We start from the raw sequence: 16,549 nt of genomic DNA on the forward strand, positions 1-16,549 counted from the left end.
TGGCTGTCGTCTTCGATAGCGTGACAAAGGCGGTGATCGTAAGTTTCCGCGGAATCACGGTCTATCTGCCAGGTCCCTATGTTGACCGAAAGGCGGCCGTCCTGACCGCCGAATTGCATTGCCGCCGACGTGGCTGACGAGATTGATTGCGACTGATCTCAGCGGTACACAAAAGGCAGGTATTTCCACTGTGTGAATCGCTCGTCCTTTCGCAATGAGCGCGCATGCAGAGGCAAAATGTGTTAAGGTCTTCGGCAGGTATCGAAAGGCCGCTACCGATTTTTCGTCGCTGATCGTCAACAATTTCAGCGGCTTATGTGTGGTTTTGTCATAAACGCACACTTCCTGGGGACCTATGGTCAAACCAACGGCCGTCCCGTAGTTTTCACCAACTCACAGGCGTTTGGTTTGACATCCAAGCTCCCATGCGGAGCCGCTATGACTTGCATTGACCAATCGACTGTCGAAAATGCCCTGCTGAAAATGTTGAGCGCGGACCGCTTCGCACGCCTCTCAGAGGGAATGGAGCGCGTCGACCTGCCACTACGGTACGCTCTTGTCGATAACGACGTACCAACCACGCATGTCTGCTTCTTGGAAAGAGGCCTGGCATCCATGGTTGTCAGCAGCATCGACGAAGAAGTGGTGGAGATTGGCCACATCGGGCACGAAGGCGCATCCGGCATGCACGTCGTCCTGGCGGTAGAGACCACCCCCACACGCACCTTCATGCAAGTCGCTGGGGCGGGAATTATGGTGCCGATGGAGACGTTTCAGCGCGCGCTCACCGATGATCCCGAGATGAAGGATTTCTTCCTTCGCTATGTTCACACAACCGTGCTGCAGCTCGCCCATTCGGCGCTCGCAAACGCCCGCTACAATATGCATGAACGGCTGGCTCGGTGGATCCTGATGTGTCACGACCGCCTTGAAGGCAACAACCTGGCAATTACCCATGAATTTCTGGCATTGATGCTCGGTGTCCGGCGTTCGGGCGTCACCAACGAACTACACGTCCTTGAGGGCGTCCATGCGATCCGATCGACCCGCGGAAACGTGCGAATATTGGACAGGGAAAAATTGATCGAAATTGCCGGTGGCTGCTATGGAGTGCCAGAGCGCGAATATGAAAAGTTGCTGGGTCTTCCGCTCCGCCCAAGGTAGATCAGCCCACTCGCTTCACCGCGTCCGAAAAGGGCAACACGAGCAGGATATCACCTGTTTCGTTTCTGATCTCGACGCTTCTTGACGCAATGTCATATCCAAGCAGCACGGCACTGCTCATCAATGCGCGAGCATCACGCACCGCTTCAATGCGAGCGGCAGCCAAATCAGCAAGCTCGGTTCCTTCCCAGTCGTCGAGCGATCCTGCTTCAGACAGAATGTTGAAGTGGAAGCGTGGCATTCGAAATCCTTCAAAGCCCGGCCGGATAAGTCGTTTATTTTGCCATTCCGCAGCGTTCAGATCAACAGCATTGGGCATGCTTTCGTCATCGGTTCCCATGCCCCTACGGCCACTGTGCGCAATCGCACTGATAGTTGGCATCGAGAAATCAATGGATTAAATTTTGCGTGAACGCCAACTCAAGACGGATCCGGAGTGGCGCGCGTAGGAGGATGATATGATGGAGTTCAGTCCTTCGCTCCAGATAGAAGACGTGAGCGTGCTTTCGGAGGCTGTTCGGACCTGGTATCGGCATAATCACGCAACGCCAACGGAACAATCAACACAGTTGCTTTGCAGCGCGGCGGTCGACCTCTATAATCAAGGACACAGGACGCGCGAGGAACTGGTCACGCTGCTGATCATAAAGTTCGATAGCCCTGACTCGCTGGAGGTTAAAGCGCCGTCGTCTACGTCTCATCATTAGCGATGTCGGTCTTCTCTCTTGGCGTGACTCCAGCGGGTGAAAAGGCGCACTTATGGGATCTTGGAGGCATCGAAATGCTTCAATCCCTTATTACATCGTCCGATCAAGACATCGAACTTGTCAGCACTGCGGTTCGGCAGTGGTGACAAAGAACCACTGTGAGATCGATAGCAACAAAGGCCGCCACGCCCTGACCCTTGCCATCGGTCTCGTTCGAAACTCCCCCCGAGACACGCTCCTCCAGAGCCTGACAGAGCGCCTTGGTCCGCGTCACGGCCAATCCCTATAACCGATATATGCTACACGCTTCCCCGCTGGAGCGTCGGCATGCCGCCCTCGATCGACAAGCAGCGCAATCATCTCGGTGCATGAGCGTCGGCTAAAAGAAAGCGCGCCCATCGTTTCGGTTGTTTCGATTGCGCGACGCATTTTGCCTGCGCGGCGTCTCGTTTACCCGCCGCGCCCGGATTCTCGCAAGCTTGGGCCATAGTCGATGGCTTGAAAGTCGTTACTAACGAAAGAACTATTAACCCTGTCCCTTCCCTCAGGTTTAACGAAAATGGTTTAGCGTCTGCCTAATTGGAAGGCAGATGTCGCATGATCAGGCAGTCGCAGTGGTTTTTGAAGTGGGGTGTTCCGGCAAGCGTTTCGGCGTTGGTGGGAGGGGTGCTCTTGGGCACCCTGTATTGGGCCGCGGCCAGAACCGATGAGGTCGCTGCAGTACGGCAGAAGGGTCTCGTCTCTCTCATCGTCTCGAAAATGCAATCCGCGGTCGCTCATGATCAAGAAAGCGCTACGGTATGGGACGATGCCGTCGTCAAGACAAAGGAACGCGATCTCGATTGGCTTGATGCCAATCTTGGTCGGTGGATGAATACTTACTTCGGCCATGACGCCGCAATCGTGCTCTCGGCAGACGGCCAGACGATCTATCAATTCGTCGCGGATTCAGCCAAGGGGTTGTCGCCAGAGGACCTTCGCAGCGCTTATAGTCCTTTGGCGAACCGTCTTCATGAGCGGCTTATCGCGGGAGACGAAGACGGTATATCGGACAGGGTCCTGTCGATTGGCGAAAGCGATCTCCTATACGTCGGAAGCCGACCGGCGGTCGTCAGCGTCAAACCTATAACTTCCGACACGGGCAGAATCGAGCAGTCGGCGGGTGGCGAAAACCTGCATGTCGCGGTGCGATTTCTTGACGGCGACTTTCCCAGCGATATCGGCACCGAGTACCAGTTCGCCGAGATGCAGTTCACGACCACGATGCCTCACGACAAACGGCACTCGCAGATCGCTCTCACGTCAAGGTCGGGGCAGGTGATCGGATATTTCAGTTGGCATCCTTTCGAGCCGGGGACGAGCGTCCTGCACGCGACCCTACCGGTCGTCGGCCTCTCCGTCATTGCTATATTCATTGTCGCTAGCCTGGCAGGTCATGCGATCTGGCGACGTTCGGTCAAGCTCAAGTCCAATCACCAGGAACTTCAGCATCTGGCGCTGCATGATACGCTGACTGGTCTGGCCAACAGGGCTCATTTTAAGAGCGAACTTGCGGCACGGCTGCAGCAAGCAATGCCTGAGGACGTCTGTAGCGTGCTCTTCATTGATCTCGACCGATTCAAAGCGGTGAACGATACCTATGGTCATCCGACCGGTGACAGGCTGATTTCTCTTGTTGCGAAGCGAGTGAGGGAGATACTTCCGAACGCCCTGATCGGGCGGATCGGGGGCGACGAGTTTACAGTCTTCCTGGAGAGGATCGGAGTCGAAGAAGTTGCGGTCATCGCGGACAGGATCGTGGCGTGCCTGCATGAGCCTTTTGAAATCGAAGGGGTTTATGTTTCGATTGGTGCGAGCGTCGGCGTTGCAATTGCGAAGGGTGCAAAGGCCGATGCCATCGAGCTGACAAGGCAGGCTGATATTGCTCTCTATCACGCGAAGGCCGCCGGGCGGAATGCATATGCCCTGTTCGGCGAGCATATGGACGAACTTCTTCGTACGCGTCGAAAGCTTGAGCATGATCTTCGTGAAGCACTGTCAACCGGCACGCAAATCGAGATCGCTTACCAGCCGGTCTACTCCTCTGACAGCTCAGTTCCCTGTTCATTGGAGGCGCTGTGCCGGTGGAGGCACCCCGAGCTGGGCTCGATTGCTCCAGACGTGTTCATTCCCCTCGCCGAGGAAATCGGCGTGATCCAAAAGATCGGCGCCTTCGTGCTGGAAGACGCGTGCAGCCTGATCGCGCTTTTGCCGTCAATCAGCATTGCTGTGAATGCCTCCGCCGCTGAACTAAGCTCTCCAGGATACCCTCTGCGCGTTCTTTCTGTCCTGGCCAAGTGGGGGATCGAGCCGACCCGGCTCGAAATCGAGATCACGGAGAGTTTGGCCATTAATGGCGAGGAGAACGCTGAGCGTAATATCATGATGCTCAGGGCCGCAGGCGTCAGGTTTGCGATCGACGACTTTGGCACTGGATACTCCTCATTCTCCAGGGTGCAGAATGTGACCGTGGACCGGCTCAAGATCGATAAGTCGTTCATTGGAGGGATTCGCGAAGGTCGGAACAGCGCGATCGTCGAGGCGATAATCAACATGGCGCGAGCACAAGGCCTGCGGACCACGGCCGAAGGGGTCGAGACCAACGAACAAAGAGACGCACTGAAGTCGCTTGGATGCGACAACATCCAAGGCTTCCTGATGTCGCGGCCAATCGGCCGAGGCGAGGTCATGGCGCTCTTGGGCGCAGGGGAAGCCAAGAAAGACCGAGGTTAACGCGCAAACGGTCGATAACTTGACGAGCCATCCGGGAGGTTCTGACTGGAAATCAGCAACTTCGCTAAAACCTCCCTGATGCTCCTTTCGACAAGGATCAGGAGAATCTAAGCCCGATCGTGCCGAGGGAAAGCCGGACTTAACTCCGACAGGCCACGCCAGGACACGCTGCTCATATCTCATGCGAGGTAATGTGAAGCTCCGTGGGAGGGGCGGAACAGGAGGAGAATATGAAGTTCGGCCCCAAACGACATTTACGAAGACCGCTGCTCGCAAGGCCACAGTTCGGCGTCCATGATTGCAACAATCCAAGCAGCCCTTTCTGCCGATCCGGATCTCGACAGCAGTGCCATCGAGATCAGGATGCTCGGCCTCGTCATCCTGCTCGAAGGTTATATTCACGGACCGGCAGAAAGCCATCTCGCTTGCTGCGACTGGCGTTCGCGGAGCGCATTCTCTTTGGAGATAAGCTGTCGGCACCTACTAAACAGCGAGCCCAGGAATATGCCGCTCGACTAATCGCGAGAATCGGCTGTTGCGAGCCCCGACTGGGCAACCGATGCAGCCGGCCGCAATATGTAACTGTCGCGTAGTTGAAATACGCGATAGTTACATGGGTGTTGCAGCGGCCCAGTGCTGCAAGGTCGCGCGGAACGTTGTCAATTTGCTGGTGGGTGCGACGGAACTTAACTCGACATGAATGGCCAGGTTTTGAAGGCATGCATCCACGAACCTCGCAGGTAAAGCGAGGCAGCGGAGGGCAAGGTGGGTTTCGCGCGCCAAGTCTAAGGTGTCGCGAGTCCTTCGGGGACAGAGTTACACTGCGGAGCGGCGCAGCCGCGACGCCATGGCGCGCGCGATCTCCCCAGGGGCTTCGCCAGGAATGGCGAAGACGGAACTGACGTTGATCTCGCAGAGAACCTAGGTGCCGTTGCCTGAAGCGTCTGGTGGCCCGTAGAGAAAATCGGCGTCCCAGATGATCGGCACCGACATTGCTTCGATCCCCAGCGTCGACATTCGGCATCGTTCGAGTCGATCTGCACGGCATCTGCATCCGCTCGAGGACCCTATCGGATTTCGCGTCGGCCGGGACGAGTGCCTTGATGACAGGAAAAGGAAGCGCATGCCTGTCGAATGGCGCCTCGGGAGCCTTTCACTGTCGTATGTAGACAGCCCGACCGCCGGAAGATCACCGGTATCACAAGCCTCTACCGCTGCTGATATGGGCAGCGGGAAACCCTATCAATTCGGCATTTATGGCCAGACGCAAGACTCTCGGAACCATGGGCGCCTTTTGCGGTAGAACACACTGTATCGCCCGGCTATAAGGTCAGGCTGCGTTTGTATTTTAGCGGTAACCGATGCCCAATTCTGACGAATCCTCAGGCAAAAGCGTTGGCAGCTCAAGCACGGGCGGCAATCAGACGGTGGATTCGGCAGCGCAAGTGGCCACCTCGGATTCGCCAGGAATCACCCAAGTCGACGACCCGCAACCGCCCCGCGGACCCTTCGGCCAAACTCGACTGGCCGCCAGGACGTTTTTGCGTGCGCTGCGCCAAGATTTGCAGGCAAGCTCTGCTTCGGCAAAGATCAAGACGGCCGCTTTGTTTTCCAAGACGAAGCTGAGGTCGACGCGATTGGGGATAACGTTATCTCCGCACATATGGATGACCACTGCCCTGGTCAGAGGCGGGCGCGGTATTCGCGATCAGCGTTCAAAGCCCCGTGAAAGTCGCCGGAGCGCATCGCTCATTGCGCGCTGGTGGAAATTTGCTGTGGGTTTGGCCGTTCTTGTCTGCCTCCTCGCAGGAAGCGTGCTGGTGTGGGCGCTAAAAGACGTGCCCTGGAGCGAAATCCGCGATGGAACGTTAAAGCCGGTCGTCGTGCTGGAAACCGCTGACGGTGCGCCCTTGGTAAGACAGGGACCTTATCAAGGGCCCTATGCTCGATACGACCAGTTTCCGCCCAATCTGATCGATGCGGTCCTTTCAATTGAGGATCGCCGGTTCATGGATCATTTCGGCATCGATCCCAAGGGCATCGGGAGGGCGTTTCTGCGGAACCTGGAGGCTGGATCGGTGGTGGAGGGTGGCAGCACGATCACCCAGCAACTCATCAAGCTGCAATACCTCGACAGTGACCGAACAATAAAACGAAAGATTCAGGAAGTTGTCATTGCAGTCTGGCTGGAGTGGAAACTCGGCAAGCGGGAAATCCTGACGCGCTATTTCAATAGCGTCTATCTTGGCGCGGGCGCTACCGGCATGCCTGCCGCCGCGCGCATCTATTTCAATAAGGACATCGGCGCCCTTAACCTGCCGGAGTCGGCTATGCTGGCGGGGTTGCTGCGGGCACCGAGCCAATGGAATCCGATCGACAATTTCGAAGGCGCCCGGCAGCGCACGATGGTCGTTCTCGACGCGATGGCGGCCAATGGCAAGATCACCGAGCCACAAGCGGCGGAGGCCAAGACGAGCTTTGCCAGGCTGCAACCAACGACGCCCACGCCGCGCTCCGGAAGCTGGTTTGCCGACTGGATTTCGCCGCAAGCGAGTGAAATCGCCGGCTCCTCGCCAGGTTCGACTTCGGTGCGCACCACACTGGTGCCACAGTTGCAGCGGATCGCCGAAAAGGTCGTGAAAAGTGCCCTGGACAGCGAAGGAAAGACGGTCGGAGCATCGCAGGCCGCGTTGGTTGCTATGACGCCCGACGGCGCGGTCGTTGCAATGGTTGGCGGCCACGACTACAAGGCAAGCCAGTTCAACCGCGCCGTCACTGCGATGCGTCAGCCGGGTTCCACCTTCAAGCTATTCGTCTATTACGCAGCATTGAAGGCTGGGCTCACCTTGTCTGATCGGGTTCTGGACGCGCCCATTGACATAAACGGCTGGGCGCCAGAAAATTCCGGTGGCGACTATCGCGGTTGGGTAACGCTTGCCGAGGCGTTCGCGCGATCGCTCAATGCCGCGTCTGTGGCGCTTGCCGTGGAGGTAGGTCTAGACAATGTGATTGCCGCAGCGCGCGAACTGGGCATCGATGCACCGCTGGCCAACACGCCGTCTTTGGCGCTTGGCACATCCGAAGTAAACCTGCTCAACCTCACCAGCGCCTATGCGTCCGTCCAGCTCGGCAGGGCACCTGTTAGGCCCTGGGGCATTATCGACTTTCAAGCGGCAGGGCAGCCCAAGACGTTTCGAGTTGGCTCACAATCAAAGCCGAATGTCGATCTTTCGCCCTACCAGTCGGACCTCCTCGCCCTCCTGCAGTTGGTGGTCGAGCGCGGCACTGGACGTGGAGCAGATCCTGGCACGTACGCGGCAGGTAAGACCGGCACGAGCCAGAACAATCGCGATGCCTGGTTCGTCGGTTTCACGGAAGCGCTCGTCGTCGGTGTTTGGGTTGGCAATGATGATGACGCGCCGATGAAGGGGGTGACGGGCGGCGCCCTGCCAGCGCATATCTGGCGGGATTTCATGCGCGCGGCGGCGACCGAACCGACGCTGAACGGAGTGCGATCGACAGAAGACGCAACTGATGATCAAGGCGCACCGCAATCGTGCAATATCACCGCCTGCTCGCGCAGTTACCGCTCCTTTCGACCGTCCGATTGCACCTATCAGCCATATTCCGGCAGCCGACGGCTTTGTGAAAAGTGATGTGGTTCGGCAGAGATCGAGCACCGACTGTCCTCGCGCCACGACCCGGTTTTCCGATCGGCCGCGAACCCAACCGCCTTTTACCCTTACCTTGCCGGTTCATTGTTCTCTCCGTGTTCGAGACGAGCGCTCGCCACATCACCGGAGAAGGTTTCAACGCCTGGGTCTGTCTTTAGACGAGGCGAAAGTAAACAACCATGCTGGTTGTGGCTTTAAAGCGGTCGAAACGCCCTCGATGGGCTAGTAACCGCCCATAGTGCCGCGAACTGGGCCAATCCCCTGCGGTTGTGCGTAGGTTGTGTTGTACGATCCACTGGTTGCGCATCCTGATAGTGTCAGGAACATGATTGCTGCTGCGGCCAAAATGTTTCTGAGAGGCACGGCGTTCTCCGATCATGGCAGGCTGCTTAGACCACAAGGGCCACGTCGAGGACTTTCCGCCAAATCGTCTACGTTGGCAAGCGCCTGATCAACTGGCGGTAAGCAGTGACACAGCCTCTTCAAGCGTCTCCCTGACGGGGTAGTAGCTCGGCGAGGCATCTTTACGCCCGGAGGGCGGCCGAAATTATCGAGGGTTGATCATCGACGCCCATCCGGGACCCGGTCGCCGCCGTCGTGGAAGAGACGACAGAATGGCGGCGCGGGATGAAGACGAGCAGGGCGAGGGGTCACGTCAGAGCGTGTCGATCAGTCCTCCGTCCACACGCATCGAAGCGCCGGTCGTTGCGGATGCCAAAGGTGAGGCCAGATAGGTGACGAGATTGGCGACTTCCTCGACGCTCGCAGCTCGTTGGATGATCGAACCGCTGCGGTGCTTCTTGACGAAGTCCGCCGCGACCTCCTCGATCGGCTTTCCCGTCTTCGCCCGCTCATCGGCGAGCATCGCCTCGACACCTTCGGACAGCGTGGGGCCGGGGAGGACGGAGTTCACCGTGACGCCCGTGCCAGCCATGCGCTTGGCAAGGCCGCGGGCAACCGCGATGTCTGCCGTCTTGCTGACGCCGTAGTGGATCATCTCGACCGGAATGTTGAAGCCGGATTCCGACGCGATGAAGATAACGCGGCCCCAGTCGAGTTTCTGCATGCCGGGAAGATATGCGCGCGACAGCCTGACGGCGGACATGACGTTCACCTGCCAGTGGCGGTCCCACACTTCGTCGTCCGCCTCGAAGAAGTCGAGGGGCTGAAAGATGCCCGCGTTGTTGATGAGGATGTCTACATGAGGAACTTTGGCGACGAGAGCGTCACATCCTTCAGCGGTTGCGAGATCGGCTGCCACGGCGGCTACGCTTCCCTTGGCACCTTCGCCTTTCAGGCGATCGGCCGCCTTCGCGGTCTTTTCTTCGGACCGGCCGTTGACCACCACGTTCGCGCCCGCCCTCGCGAGCTGGCGGACGATCGCGTAGCCAATGCCTTCGGTGGATCCGGTAACTAGAGCGGTCTTGCCTGTGAGGTCGATCTGCATCTGCTGCTCCTGTTGAGGCTCGATCACGGAACCTATGGATTGGCGACCGGTCTCGCAACAGGCAAATATCCGAGGCGGTTTGCATCGTCACACCCCGGCGGGTGCCCGCGGCCCTTGAATCGGCCTGCAAGCACCAAGACGCCGACCAAGTGGGGATCTAAGCAAGGATTTTGTTTGTGACTTAGCGGACCGAACAGGGCGCAAGCTGGATTGTTCTGCCTTCTGCTCTGGCCGGATAGCTGTAATCCCCGGGCCGACGGGTCGGTTTCAAATGGACTACACGTTACGCCGCCAATTGCCAGGCGTTGCGCCAACGACACTTGCGAAAACCCTTGTGAAATGACTTTGATCGGCGAAGCCGCAGGCGATGGCGACTTCGGCGAGCGGAGCATTTGAGGTGCGCAGCAGTGCACGGGCGCGGTCTATTCGTTGGCTGAGAAGCCATTGATAAGGCGTCATGCCCGTCGTCTCGCGAAAGGCGCGAATGAAGTAGCCGCGAGACAGATTGCAGGCCTGCGCCACTTGCTCGATCGAGATGTCGCCTTCAAGGTTTTCGAGAAGCAGACCTTTCGCCAGATGCTCGTGCGACCGCGACAGGCTTCGTGATCTGTTGGGGGTTGCAACGGATCGGCCGCCATAGCGTTGAACCAGGTAAGTCCCGATGGCTGTGGTCATCTGGTCGATGAACAGCGCGCTTGCCTCCTCCGGTTTTTCGAGCGCCGGGATCAGCGCCCGAGCGAGGTTGGCAAGCACGATGTCTTTCGAGGCGGTTTCGGCTGCAAGCGAGGTGATGCCCGAAAGTTCCGCACCATCGGCAATCCTGGTGAGAGCCGCAGGCGAGATTTCGAACAGGAGAAAATCGAAAGAACCGCTGAGATCTGCTTTGTAGGCCTCGGACAGATCGCGAATGTAGATCGAGTTCTCCGCAAAGTCGTGGGTCGTCACATGATGTTGGTGATGGATGCGCCGCGTGTGACCGCCGATCGAAGAGACACCGACAACGAACCCTCGGTCGCTAGCCGATGTCATGACCTGATCAAGCCGCACGACGCTCGTTCCCTTGCGAAAGACCGCAATATCAAAACCTGCCAGTGCCTGGTTGATCGACAACTGTTTTAGAGGACATCCGAAGGTGTCGGTTGCCGTTGCGCCGAGTGATTTCACGTGACTGTCGGACATAGGAACCAAGACGCCCAGCTTTCGTTTTTGGAAGACCAATCTCGCGGCTCAGCCCTTCAGCCCAGCCTTCTGGAAATTCGCCGAATCTCGTCGACGAGGATGCTTTTGTGCAAGATAGATGCTTTGAAGATGTATAGGAACTCTCAAATCGTGGCATCGCAACGGTCGGGCTATACCGTTCCCAGCCCGGAGGATCGAGACACATTTGAGTGAAGCGTTGGCGGTCAGCGACAGGATTGCAACATGTTTTGGCATCGGTGCAGCGAGGGCCTTGGTCATCAGGCCTCTTCGCGAGGCGAAGCTCTCTGTCGTTCATCTTGACCACGTTTATGGAGATGCGGAGCATCCGGTCTTCCTCCCGGCCGATGATGCCTTCCTGCTCATGCTCTATCTCGTCGATGTCGATCATCGCGACATCCGTCCGGACCAGACCGTCGCACCCTTGAAGACCTATCCCAAAGGTTCTGTCTGTCTCATCAGTCTGAGGCACGGCGCCGCAATCTCGATTGGCGGTCATTTCGAAGCACTTGCCTTTCATATCCCGAGCTCGCACTTTGCCGAACTCGCCGAGGAGGCAGGCGAACCGCGCGTCGATGACCTTGCGACCTGCCGAGGAATTGACGATCAGGTGATCCGCAATATTGGTGGAGCACTGATGCCGATGTTCGACATGCCGGACGAAGTCAGGGATCAGCTGCTTCCCCATATAGGGCTGGCGTTAAACGCCCATCTCGCGCATCGTTACGGACGCTCACCCGCACAGCGACTGTCGGCCAGCGGTCGGCTGTCTCCCATGCAGGAAAAGCGCATAAAGACGTACATGGCCGCAAACCTGTCGGCCAACATGACCGTCGATCAGATTGCCGAGGCCACCGGTTTTTCAGTGGATGAGCTGCGTTCAGGCTTCTTGAATACAACCGGGCAGTCTGTCGCCGAATGGATGTCGGCGTACCGGATGACCAGGGCCCAAGCACAGCTGAGCAGAACCGGTGATCCTATCGCGCAGGTGGCTGCGACGTGCGGTTTTGCTGATGAGGACACGTTCATCGACGCCTTCTCGAAGACTGTGGGAGTGGCTCCGGCGGAGTGGCGCTCACGCAATCGGCACTAGGAGAGTTGAAGCTGGAGCCGCGCTGCACCGCGATCTTTCCCCTGATCTCGGTTTCAAGGAAAGGCGCCGAGAACGTCTTGGTGAAAACAGCTTCAGACGCGTTGTGCGCGGTCCGGATGCGGCACTAAAGCCCCACCCGGACGGACCAATCAGGCTTCGACGAACGCCAGGAGATCGGCGTTCAGGACATCGGCATGGGTGGTCAGCATGCCGTGCGGATAGCCCTTGTAGACTTTCAAAGTGCCATTCTGCACCAGCGTTGCGGACAACCGGCCGGCATTGTCGATCGGCACGACCTGATCGTCGTCGCCGTGCATGACGAGGGTCGGAACGGTGATCGCCTTCAGGTCTTGGGTCTGGTCGGTCTCGGAGAAGGCCTTGATCCCATCGTAATGGGCCTTGGCGCTGCCCATCATTCCCTGTCGCCACCAATTCTGGATGACGCCTGGATAGACCTTCGCGTCGGAGCGGTTGAAGCCATAGAACGGACCGGTGGGGAAGTCGATGAACAGCTGCGCGCGGTTATCGGCGACGCCCTTGCGGATGCCGTCGAAGACTTCCATCGGCAAGCCGCCCGGATTTGTCTCGGTCTTCAGCATCAACGGCGGAACGGCGGAAACCAGAACGGCCTTGGCAACGCGCCCGGCCGGCTGGCCGTATTTTGCGACGTAGCGGGCGACTTCTCCCCCGCCGGTCGAATGGCCGATATGAACGGCATTCTTCAGATCGAGCGCTTCGACGACAGCGAAGGCGTCGGCGGCATAGTGGTCCATGTCGTGTCCGTCGGAAACCTGTGCCGAGCGGCCGTGACCACGACGGTCGTGGGCGACCACGCGATAACCCTTCGACAGGAAGAACAGCATCTGTGCGTCCCAATCGTCCGACGAGAGCGGCCAGCCATGGTGGAAGACGATCGGCTGGGCATCCTTGCGCCCCCAATCCTTATAAAAGATCTCGACGCCGTCCTTGGTGGTGATGTAGCCCATTCTCTTGTCTCCTTGATTGAAGTGGGGGGTGAAAATGTTAACCGCAGATCGCGGTTGAGCAGTTATTTTGCGTCGCCTTCCGGTGTCTCGACCTCGGCCATCAGGGCCAGGAGACCGAGCAGCGGCGGGATCGCGAGGCACCAGATGCCAAGCCAAATGAAGGCCGTGGCGGCTGCACCGCAGCCGATGGCGAATGCGCAGACACTGGTCAGCATCTTGATCATCCGCTTCTTGGCGGCATTTTTCGCTTCCAGGCTTTCGCCGCGAATGACATCAGCCAGATCGATCATGATCTGAGTGGTGTTGCCGGTCATCATCGTCGTCGGTGGTGCCTTCGCGAGATGGATCTTGTGTGCGGCATTCTGGATCGCCATCGCGGCCACGAGCACCATGCCGGTCAAAATTGCCGGCCATCCGTCCCCCTTCGGGAAAGGACCATAGGAAACCGCAAGGGTTGCCGCTACGATCAGCAACAGGAGCTTCACCCTCATCATCGTGCTCAAAACCGGGTATTTGCGCCCGGCGAGCCAGAAGCTCGCCAGTCTGGTTACGAGAATAACGGCGCAGAAGACCGGGAGAGCGAGAAGCTTGGCGATGATCCCGGACGTGCCGAGCACAACGGCTGCGCCGAATGTCACGAAATTTCCTGTCACATGCGCCGTAAACAGTCCCTGAAGCGCCAGAAAGCCTGCTGTGTCGACGTATCCGGCATCGAAGCTCAAAACTGTTGCGAGAGAGATTTTTTTCATGTGTGCTTTTCCTTGCCGTCGCGTTACCAGGAGAATTTCAGCTCGGCGCCGAGATCGTTGCTATTGTGGCCGCCGGCCCGGCGGATTCGTTTCGCCAACGTGGTAGTGAACGGCCGCTAGGGCGCCCCCCGTCATGTTTGCATTGAAGGCGTAGTCCGCGCGCCTCAACAGGCGCAATCGGCCCAGACGGTGAAGGACTGCCTGACATTCGGTCCGTCGCGCGATGAAACGAAGCGCTGCAAGTCGAAGGCAAAGTCCTGGCGTCCGCAAGACGCCTTGCGGCGAGGGGTGTGAGATGTTCTGCGTCATCATGGCAGGCTCTCCAAGCGGTGGTCACTCTGAGACAAGTGGTGCGTGGATCTCGGCGATGTATCCGCCGGGGAACTGAACGATGGCTGCCTGACGCTTCTCCGACTTGTAGGGCTGAACCAGCACTGTCGCGCCGGAAGCGGTGGCCTTTGCGACGGTTGCATTGAGATCCTTCACCGCATAACCGGTGGTCTCATAGCCATAAGGGTAAGGAAGGTGGCCATCGGTCACGAGGACCGACATGTTGCCGAAGTCGGACGTGATACGGACGCGCCGGTAGGTGTCGCTCGGGCGACCGATCTCGACGCCGGGCGCCCTTCTGTCGTCGGAGACGATCTTGCCCTTTGAGAAGGTCAGAAAATCATGAATGAAGGCGCCGACGGAATCCTTTGAGACATATATCCTGTTTTCAGGGACCGTATCGAACTTCGGATAGTCCGGCGCCTTGGTGTGCCAGTAGAGCTGCATGTTGACGCCGCCTGGCCATTGGATGACGGCGTCGCGCCCGATCGGATCAGCGAAGGCATCGACGATGACTGAGGCTCCGGCATTTCGAGCATCGCGGATCGCCCGGTCCATGTCCGTCACGAGATATCCTGTCCGTTCCCTGCCGAAGGGATAGGGGATCGGCGTCTTGAAGCCGAAGAGCGAGACCGTGCCTGCGGGCGTTTGGATCAGTTGCGAGGTCGTGCTGCTCGGTGTCGGCGTCACCGTGGCGACGATCTGCTTGGTCGATGCACCGCCGAATGTGGCGACGAAACTCGCCGAAAAGGCATCGACGTCGGTCACCGGAACATAGACATGAGTGGTGTCGTATTGCGCGCCAACCGCCATGTTATTGCCGGCAGCCCCGGCGGCTGTAGCAGAAGAGGCCATGATCATAGCGACGGCAATGGCGACGGCGAATTTCAATCCAGCGGATGGAAAGGTCATGGATACAATCCTCATGGTTACGTCGGGACCGGCAGGCATCTGTCTATGAAGGGATAGTGGCTCAGGCGTCAGAGGTGAACAATTGCAATAATACTGCCGATTGAATTGCCGGTTTTGCAATAATTGGGACACGGAAGTTTGGTCGGATACATGGCTGGTGCCGGCGATTTTGGGCCGCCATTTCCTGGAGGTCGGGTTCACGCTCGGTCTGTCGCATGACGGTCCTGTGGATCTCGCCAGCGCTGATTTCTAGATCTCAGCCCGACCGGCTTTGTTGGCCGCAAGGACGGCTCCGAAATGTCGGGATTTGATGTCATGATCCCAGGCGCCGGACGACGCGCTCTATTTTCCGCTCGCGCGTTTGCGCAGGTCGACAAGCGCGACGAAGACGAAGGCACCGCTAAGACCGATGTGCTCGAAGAAGCCGTTCATGGCGGCCGAATGCTCGGGTCCGGCGGGGATCTCCCAGAACCGCAGGGCAAGGTATGTCGCCATCAAGGTGAATATCGCCAATGCAAGAGCCCCCAGCCAGCGCAAGCGCCCCGAAAGGATGAGGGCAGACATGGCGAGTTCAAAGATCGGTACCCCGACTGCAAAGAGTGGCGCCGGAGCCAGCCCGAAATGGTTCATCTCGGCGACGGCCCCCTGAAAGTCGAAAACCTTCGTCAGCGGACCCTGAATGTAGGCGGAGCAGAGCGCGAGCAATGCCAGGAAGTCGGCGCCGAAAGCCTTGCCGGCGGAGCTGCCGGTATCTTGAGTATGTATGGACGTCATTATGAGTATCCTCAAAAGACCTGTGATCAGAGCGGGTGGATCATGTCGCGGGCGTAGGAAAGACCAATGCCGTAACCGCCGGCATGCGCTTCGACGATCGCTCGCGCGTCAATGTAGGTTTCTTTTCTCGTCCAATCGCGCTGAAGCTCGAGCAGGACCTGCAGCCAGGACGTCATCGTCGCACCCGCTGCCTCCATTCTGCGCAACGCAAGGTTATGGCTATCGGATGTCACGCCACCGCATGCGTCGGCGATGACGGAGACCGCATAACCTTCGGCGAGTGCCGAAAGCACGGGGAACGAGACGCAGGCTTCGGTCAGAAGACCCGAAACAAGCAGTGTCTTGCGGCCAGTGCGTGCGACCGCTGCCTTTGCTGCATCGTCTTCCCACAGGTTCATGTTGCGGCGCTCGATGGATGCCACCTCGGGCATGACGCTTTGAATTGCCGGCATCATGGGCCCGCTATAGACCTTCGAGGCCGACGTCGAAGCGATCACCGGGAGCTTGAATGCTTTCGCTGTCTTTGCCAGCGCGACCATGTTGCTGAGAAGGACCTGACGATCCGTCGACCCGACGCCAAAGGCGAGACCGGCTTGCTGATCGATCATCAGCACGGCTGGCTGAGCCGGTTCAAGGAGTGGAATAGCGGACATGGTTTCTCCGGGCTGCGGCCATTTTCAACTGGCCTCATCGTTCGTCGGGAAGCCCCTCTACAGGTTGTGCCGAAGAGGGAGTTCGTATTGA

The 16,549-nt window shown here is 58.4% G+C and carries 13 protein-coding genes and 3 pseudogenes; 7 read left to right on the top strand and 9 right to left on the bottom strand.

Going from position 1 to position 16,549, the window contains the following annotated elements; genetic code table 11:
• The first annotated feature begins 438 nt into the window (after positions 1–438).
• Positions 439–1,164 carry a Crp/Fnr family transcriptional regulator gene (locus C3Y91_RS24045; protein ID WP_168575878.1) on the top strand — a complete coding sequence of 242 codons (726 nt, stop codon included), beginning with the start codon at positions 439–441 and terminating at the stop codon, positions 1,162–1,164.
• Between the two features lies 1 nt (position 1,165).
• On the opposite strand, the gene C3Y91_RS24050 is transcribed toward C3Y91_RS24045, so the two are convergent.
• Positions 1,166–1,405, bottom strand: coding sequence for a DUF6894 family protein (locus tag C3Y91_RS24050; RefSeq protein ID WP_168575888.1), 240 nt, complete (start codon positions 1,403–1,405; stop codon positions 1,166–1,168).
• Positions 1,406–1,622: 217 nt separating this feature from the next.
• On the opposite strand from C3Y91_RS24050, the gene C3Y91_RS24055 reads away from it, so the two are divergent.
• The 5 genes and pseudogenes from C3Y91_RS24055 (at position 1,623) to C3Y91_RS24075 (ending at position 8,299) form a co-directional block, all read left to right on the top strand.
• Positions 1,623–1,871 (top strand): hypothetical protein, encoded by a 249-nt coding sequence (locus C3Y91_RS24055; RefSeq protein WP_168575879.1) that lies wholly within the window; start codon positions 1,623–1,625, stop codon positions 1,869–1,871.
• A gap of 74 nt (positions 1,872–1,945) precedes the next feature.
• Positions 1,946–2,160: pseudogene (locus C3Y91_RS38075) on the top strand (hypothetical protein).
• Between the two features lie 308 nt (positions 2,161–2,468).
• A complete protein-coding gene (locus tag C3Y91_RS24060) occupies positions 2,469–4,643 on the top strand; it encodes a putative bifunctional diguanylate cyclase/phosphodiesterase (RefSeq protein ID WP_168575880.1) in 2,175 nt (724 codons plus the stop codon).
• A 230-nt stretch (positions 4,644–4,873) separates the two neighbouring features.
• Positions 4,874–5,112, top strand: a pseudogene (locus tag C3Y91_RS38080) (BON domain-containing protein).
• 892 nt (positions 5,113–6,004) lie between these two features.
• Positions 6,005–8,299 carry a PBP1A family penicillin-binding protein gene (locus C3Y91_RS24075; protein ID WP_168575881.1) on the top strand — a complete coding sequence of 765 codons (2,295 nt, stop codon included), beginning with the start codon at positions 6,005–6,007 and terminating at the stop codon, positions 8,297–8,299.
• Between the two features lie 673 nt (positions 8,300–8,972).
• On the opposite strand, the gene C3Y91_RS24080 is transcribed toward C3Y91_RS24075, so the two are convergent.
• Together C3Y91_RS24080 and C3Y91_RS24085 are read right to left on the bottom strand one after the other, a co-directional pair.
• Positions 8,973–9,764: an SDR family NAD(P)-dependent oxidoreductase gene (locus C3Y91_RS24080; RefSeq protein ID WP_024319931.1), complete on the bottom strand. Its 792-nt coding sequence runs from the start codon at positions 9,762–9,764 to the stop codon at positions 8,973–8,975.
• Between the two features lie 276 nt (positions 9,765–10,040).
• Positions 10,041–10,874 (bottom strand): helix-turn-helix domain-containing protein, encoded by an 834-nt coding sequence (locus C3Y91_RS24085; protein WP_168575889.1) that lies wholly within the window; start codon positions 10,872–10,874, stop codon positions 10,041–10,043.
• A gap of 286 nt (positions 10,875–11,160) precedes the next feature.
• Between C3Y91_RS24085 and C3Y91_RS24090 the strand changes: the two genes are divergently transcribed.
• Positions 11,161–12,054, top strand: a complete 894-nt coding sequence (locus C3Y91_RS24090; RefSeq protein WP_168575890.1) for a helix-turn-helix domain-containing protein — start codon at positions 11,161–11,163, stop codon at positions 12,052–12,054.
• A gap of 149 nt (positions 12,055–12,203) precedes the next feature.
• Here C3Y91_RS24090 and C3Y91_RS24095 read toward each other — a convergent pair whose 3' ends face one another.
• The 6 genes and pseudogenes from C3Y91_RS24095 to C3Y91_RS24120 form a co-directional block, all read right to left on the bottom strand.
• Positions 12,204–13,040, bottom strand: coding sequence for an alpha/beta fold hydrolase (locus C3Y91_RS24095; RefSeq protein WP_024319934.1), 837 nt, complete (start codon positions 13,038–13,040; stop codon positions 12,204–12,206).
• Between the two features lie 62 nt (positions 13,041–13,102).
• Positions 13,103–13,789 carry a YoaK family protein gene (locus tag C3Y91_RS24100; protein WP_168575882.1) on the bottom strand — a complete coding sequence of 229 codons (687 nt, stop codon included), beginning with the start codon at positions 13,787–13,789 and terminating at the stop codon, positions 13,103–13,105.
• Between the two features lie 176 nt (positions 13,790–13,965).
• Positions 13,966–14,067, bottom strand: a pseudogene (locus C3Y91_RS38735) (alginate export family protein); the annotation flags it as partial.
• A gap of 55 nt (positions 14,068–14,122) precedes the next feature.
• Positions 14,123–15,031 carry a glyoxalase gene (locus tag C3Y91_RS24110; RefSeq protein WP_168575883.1) on the bottom strand — a complete coding sequence of 303 codons (909 nt, stop codon included), beginning with the start codon at positions 15,029–15,031 and terminating at the stop codon, positions 14,123–14,125.
• A gap of 342 nt (positions 15,032–15,373) precedes the next feature.
• Complete coding sequence (locus C3Y91_RS24115) at positions 15,374–15,805, bottom strand: DoxX family protein (RefSeq protein WP_027689901.1); 432 nt, start codon at positions 15,803–15,805, stop codon at positions 15,374–15,376.
• Between the two features lie 26 nt (positions 15,806–15,831).
• Positions 15,832–16,458: a hydrolase gene (locus tag C3Y91_RS24120; RefSeq protein ID WP_024319938.1), complete on the bottom strand. Its 627-nt coding sequence runs from the start codon at positions 16,456–16,458 to the stop codon at positions 15,832–15,834.
• Positions 16,459–16,549: the final 91 nt, after the last annotated feature.

This window comes from Rhizobium ruizarguesonis (assembly GCF_012349115.1).
GTDB lineage: Bacteria > Pseudomonadota > Alphaproteobacteria > Rhizobiales > Rhizobiaceae > Rhizobium > Rhizobium ruizarguesonis.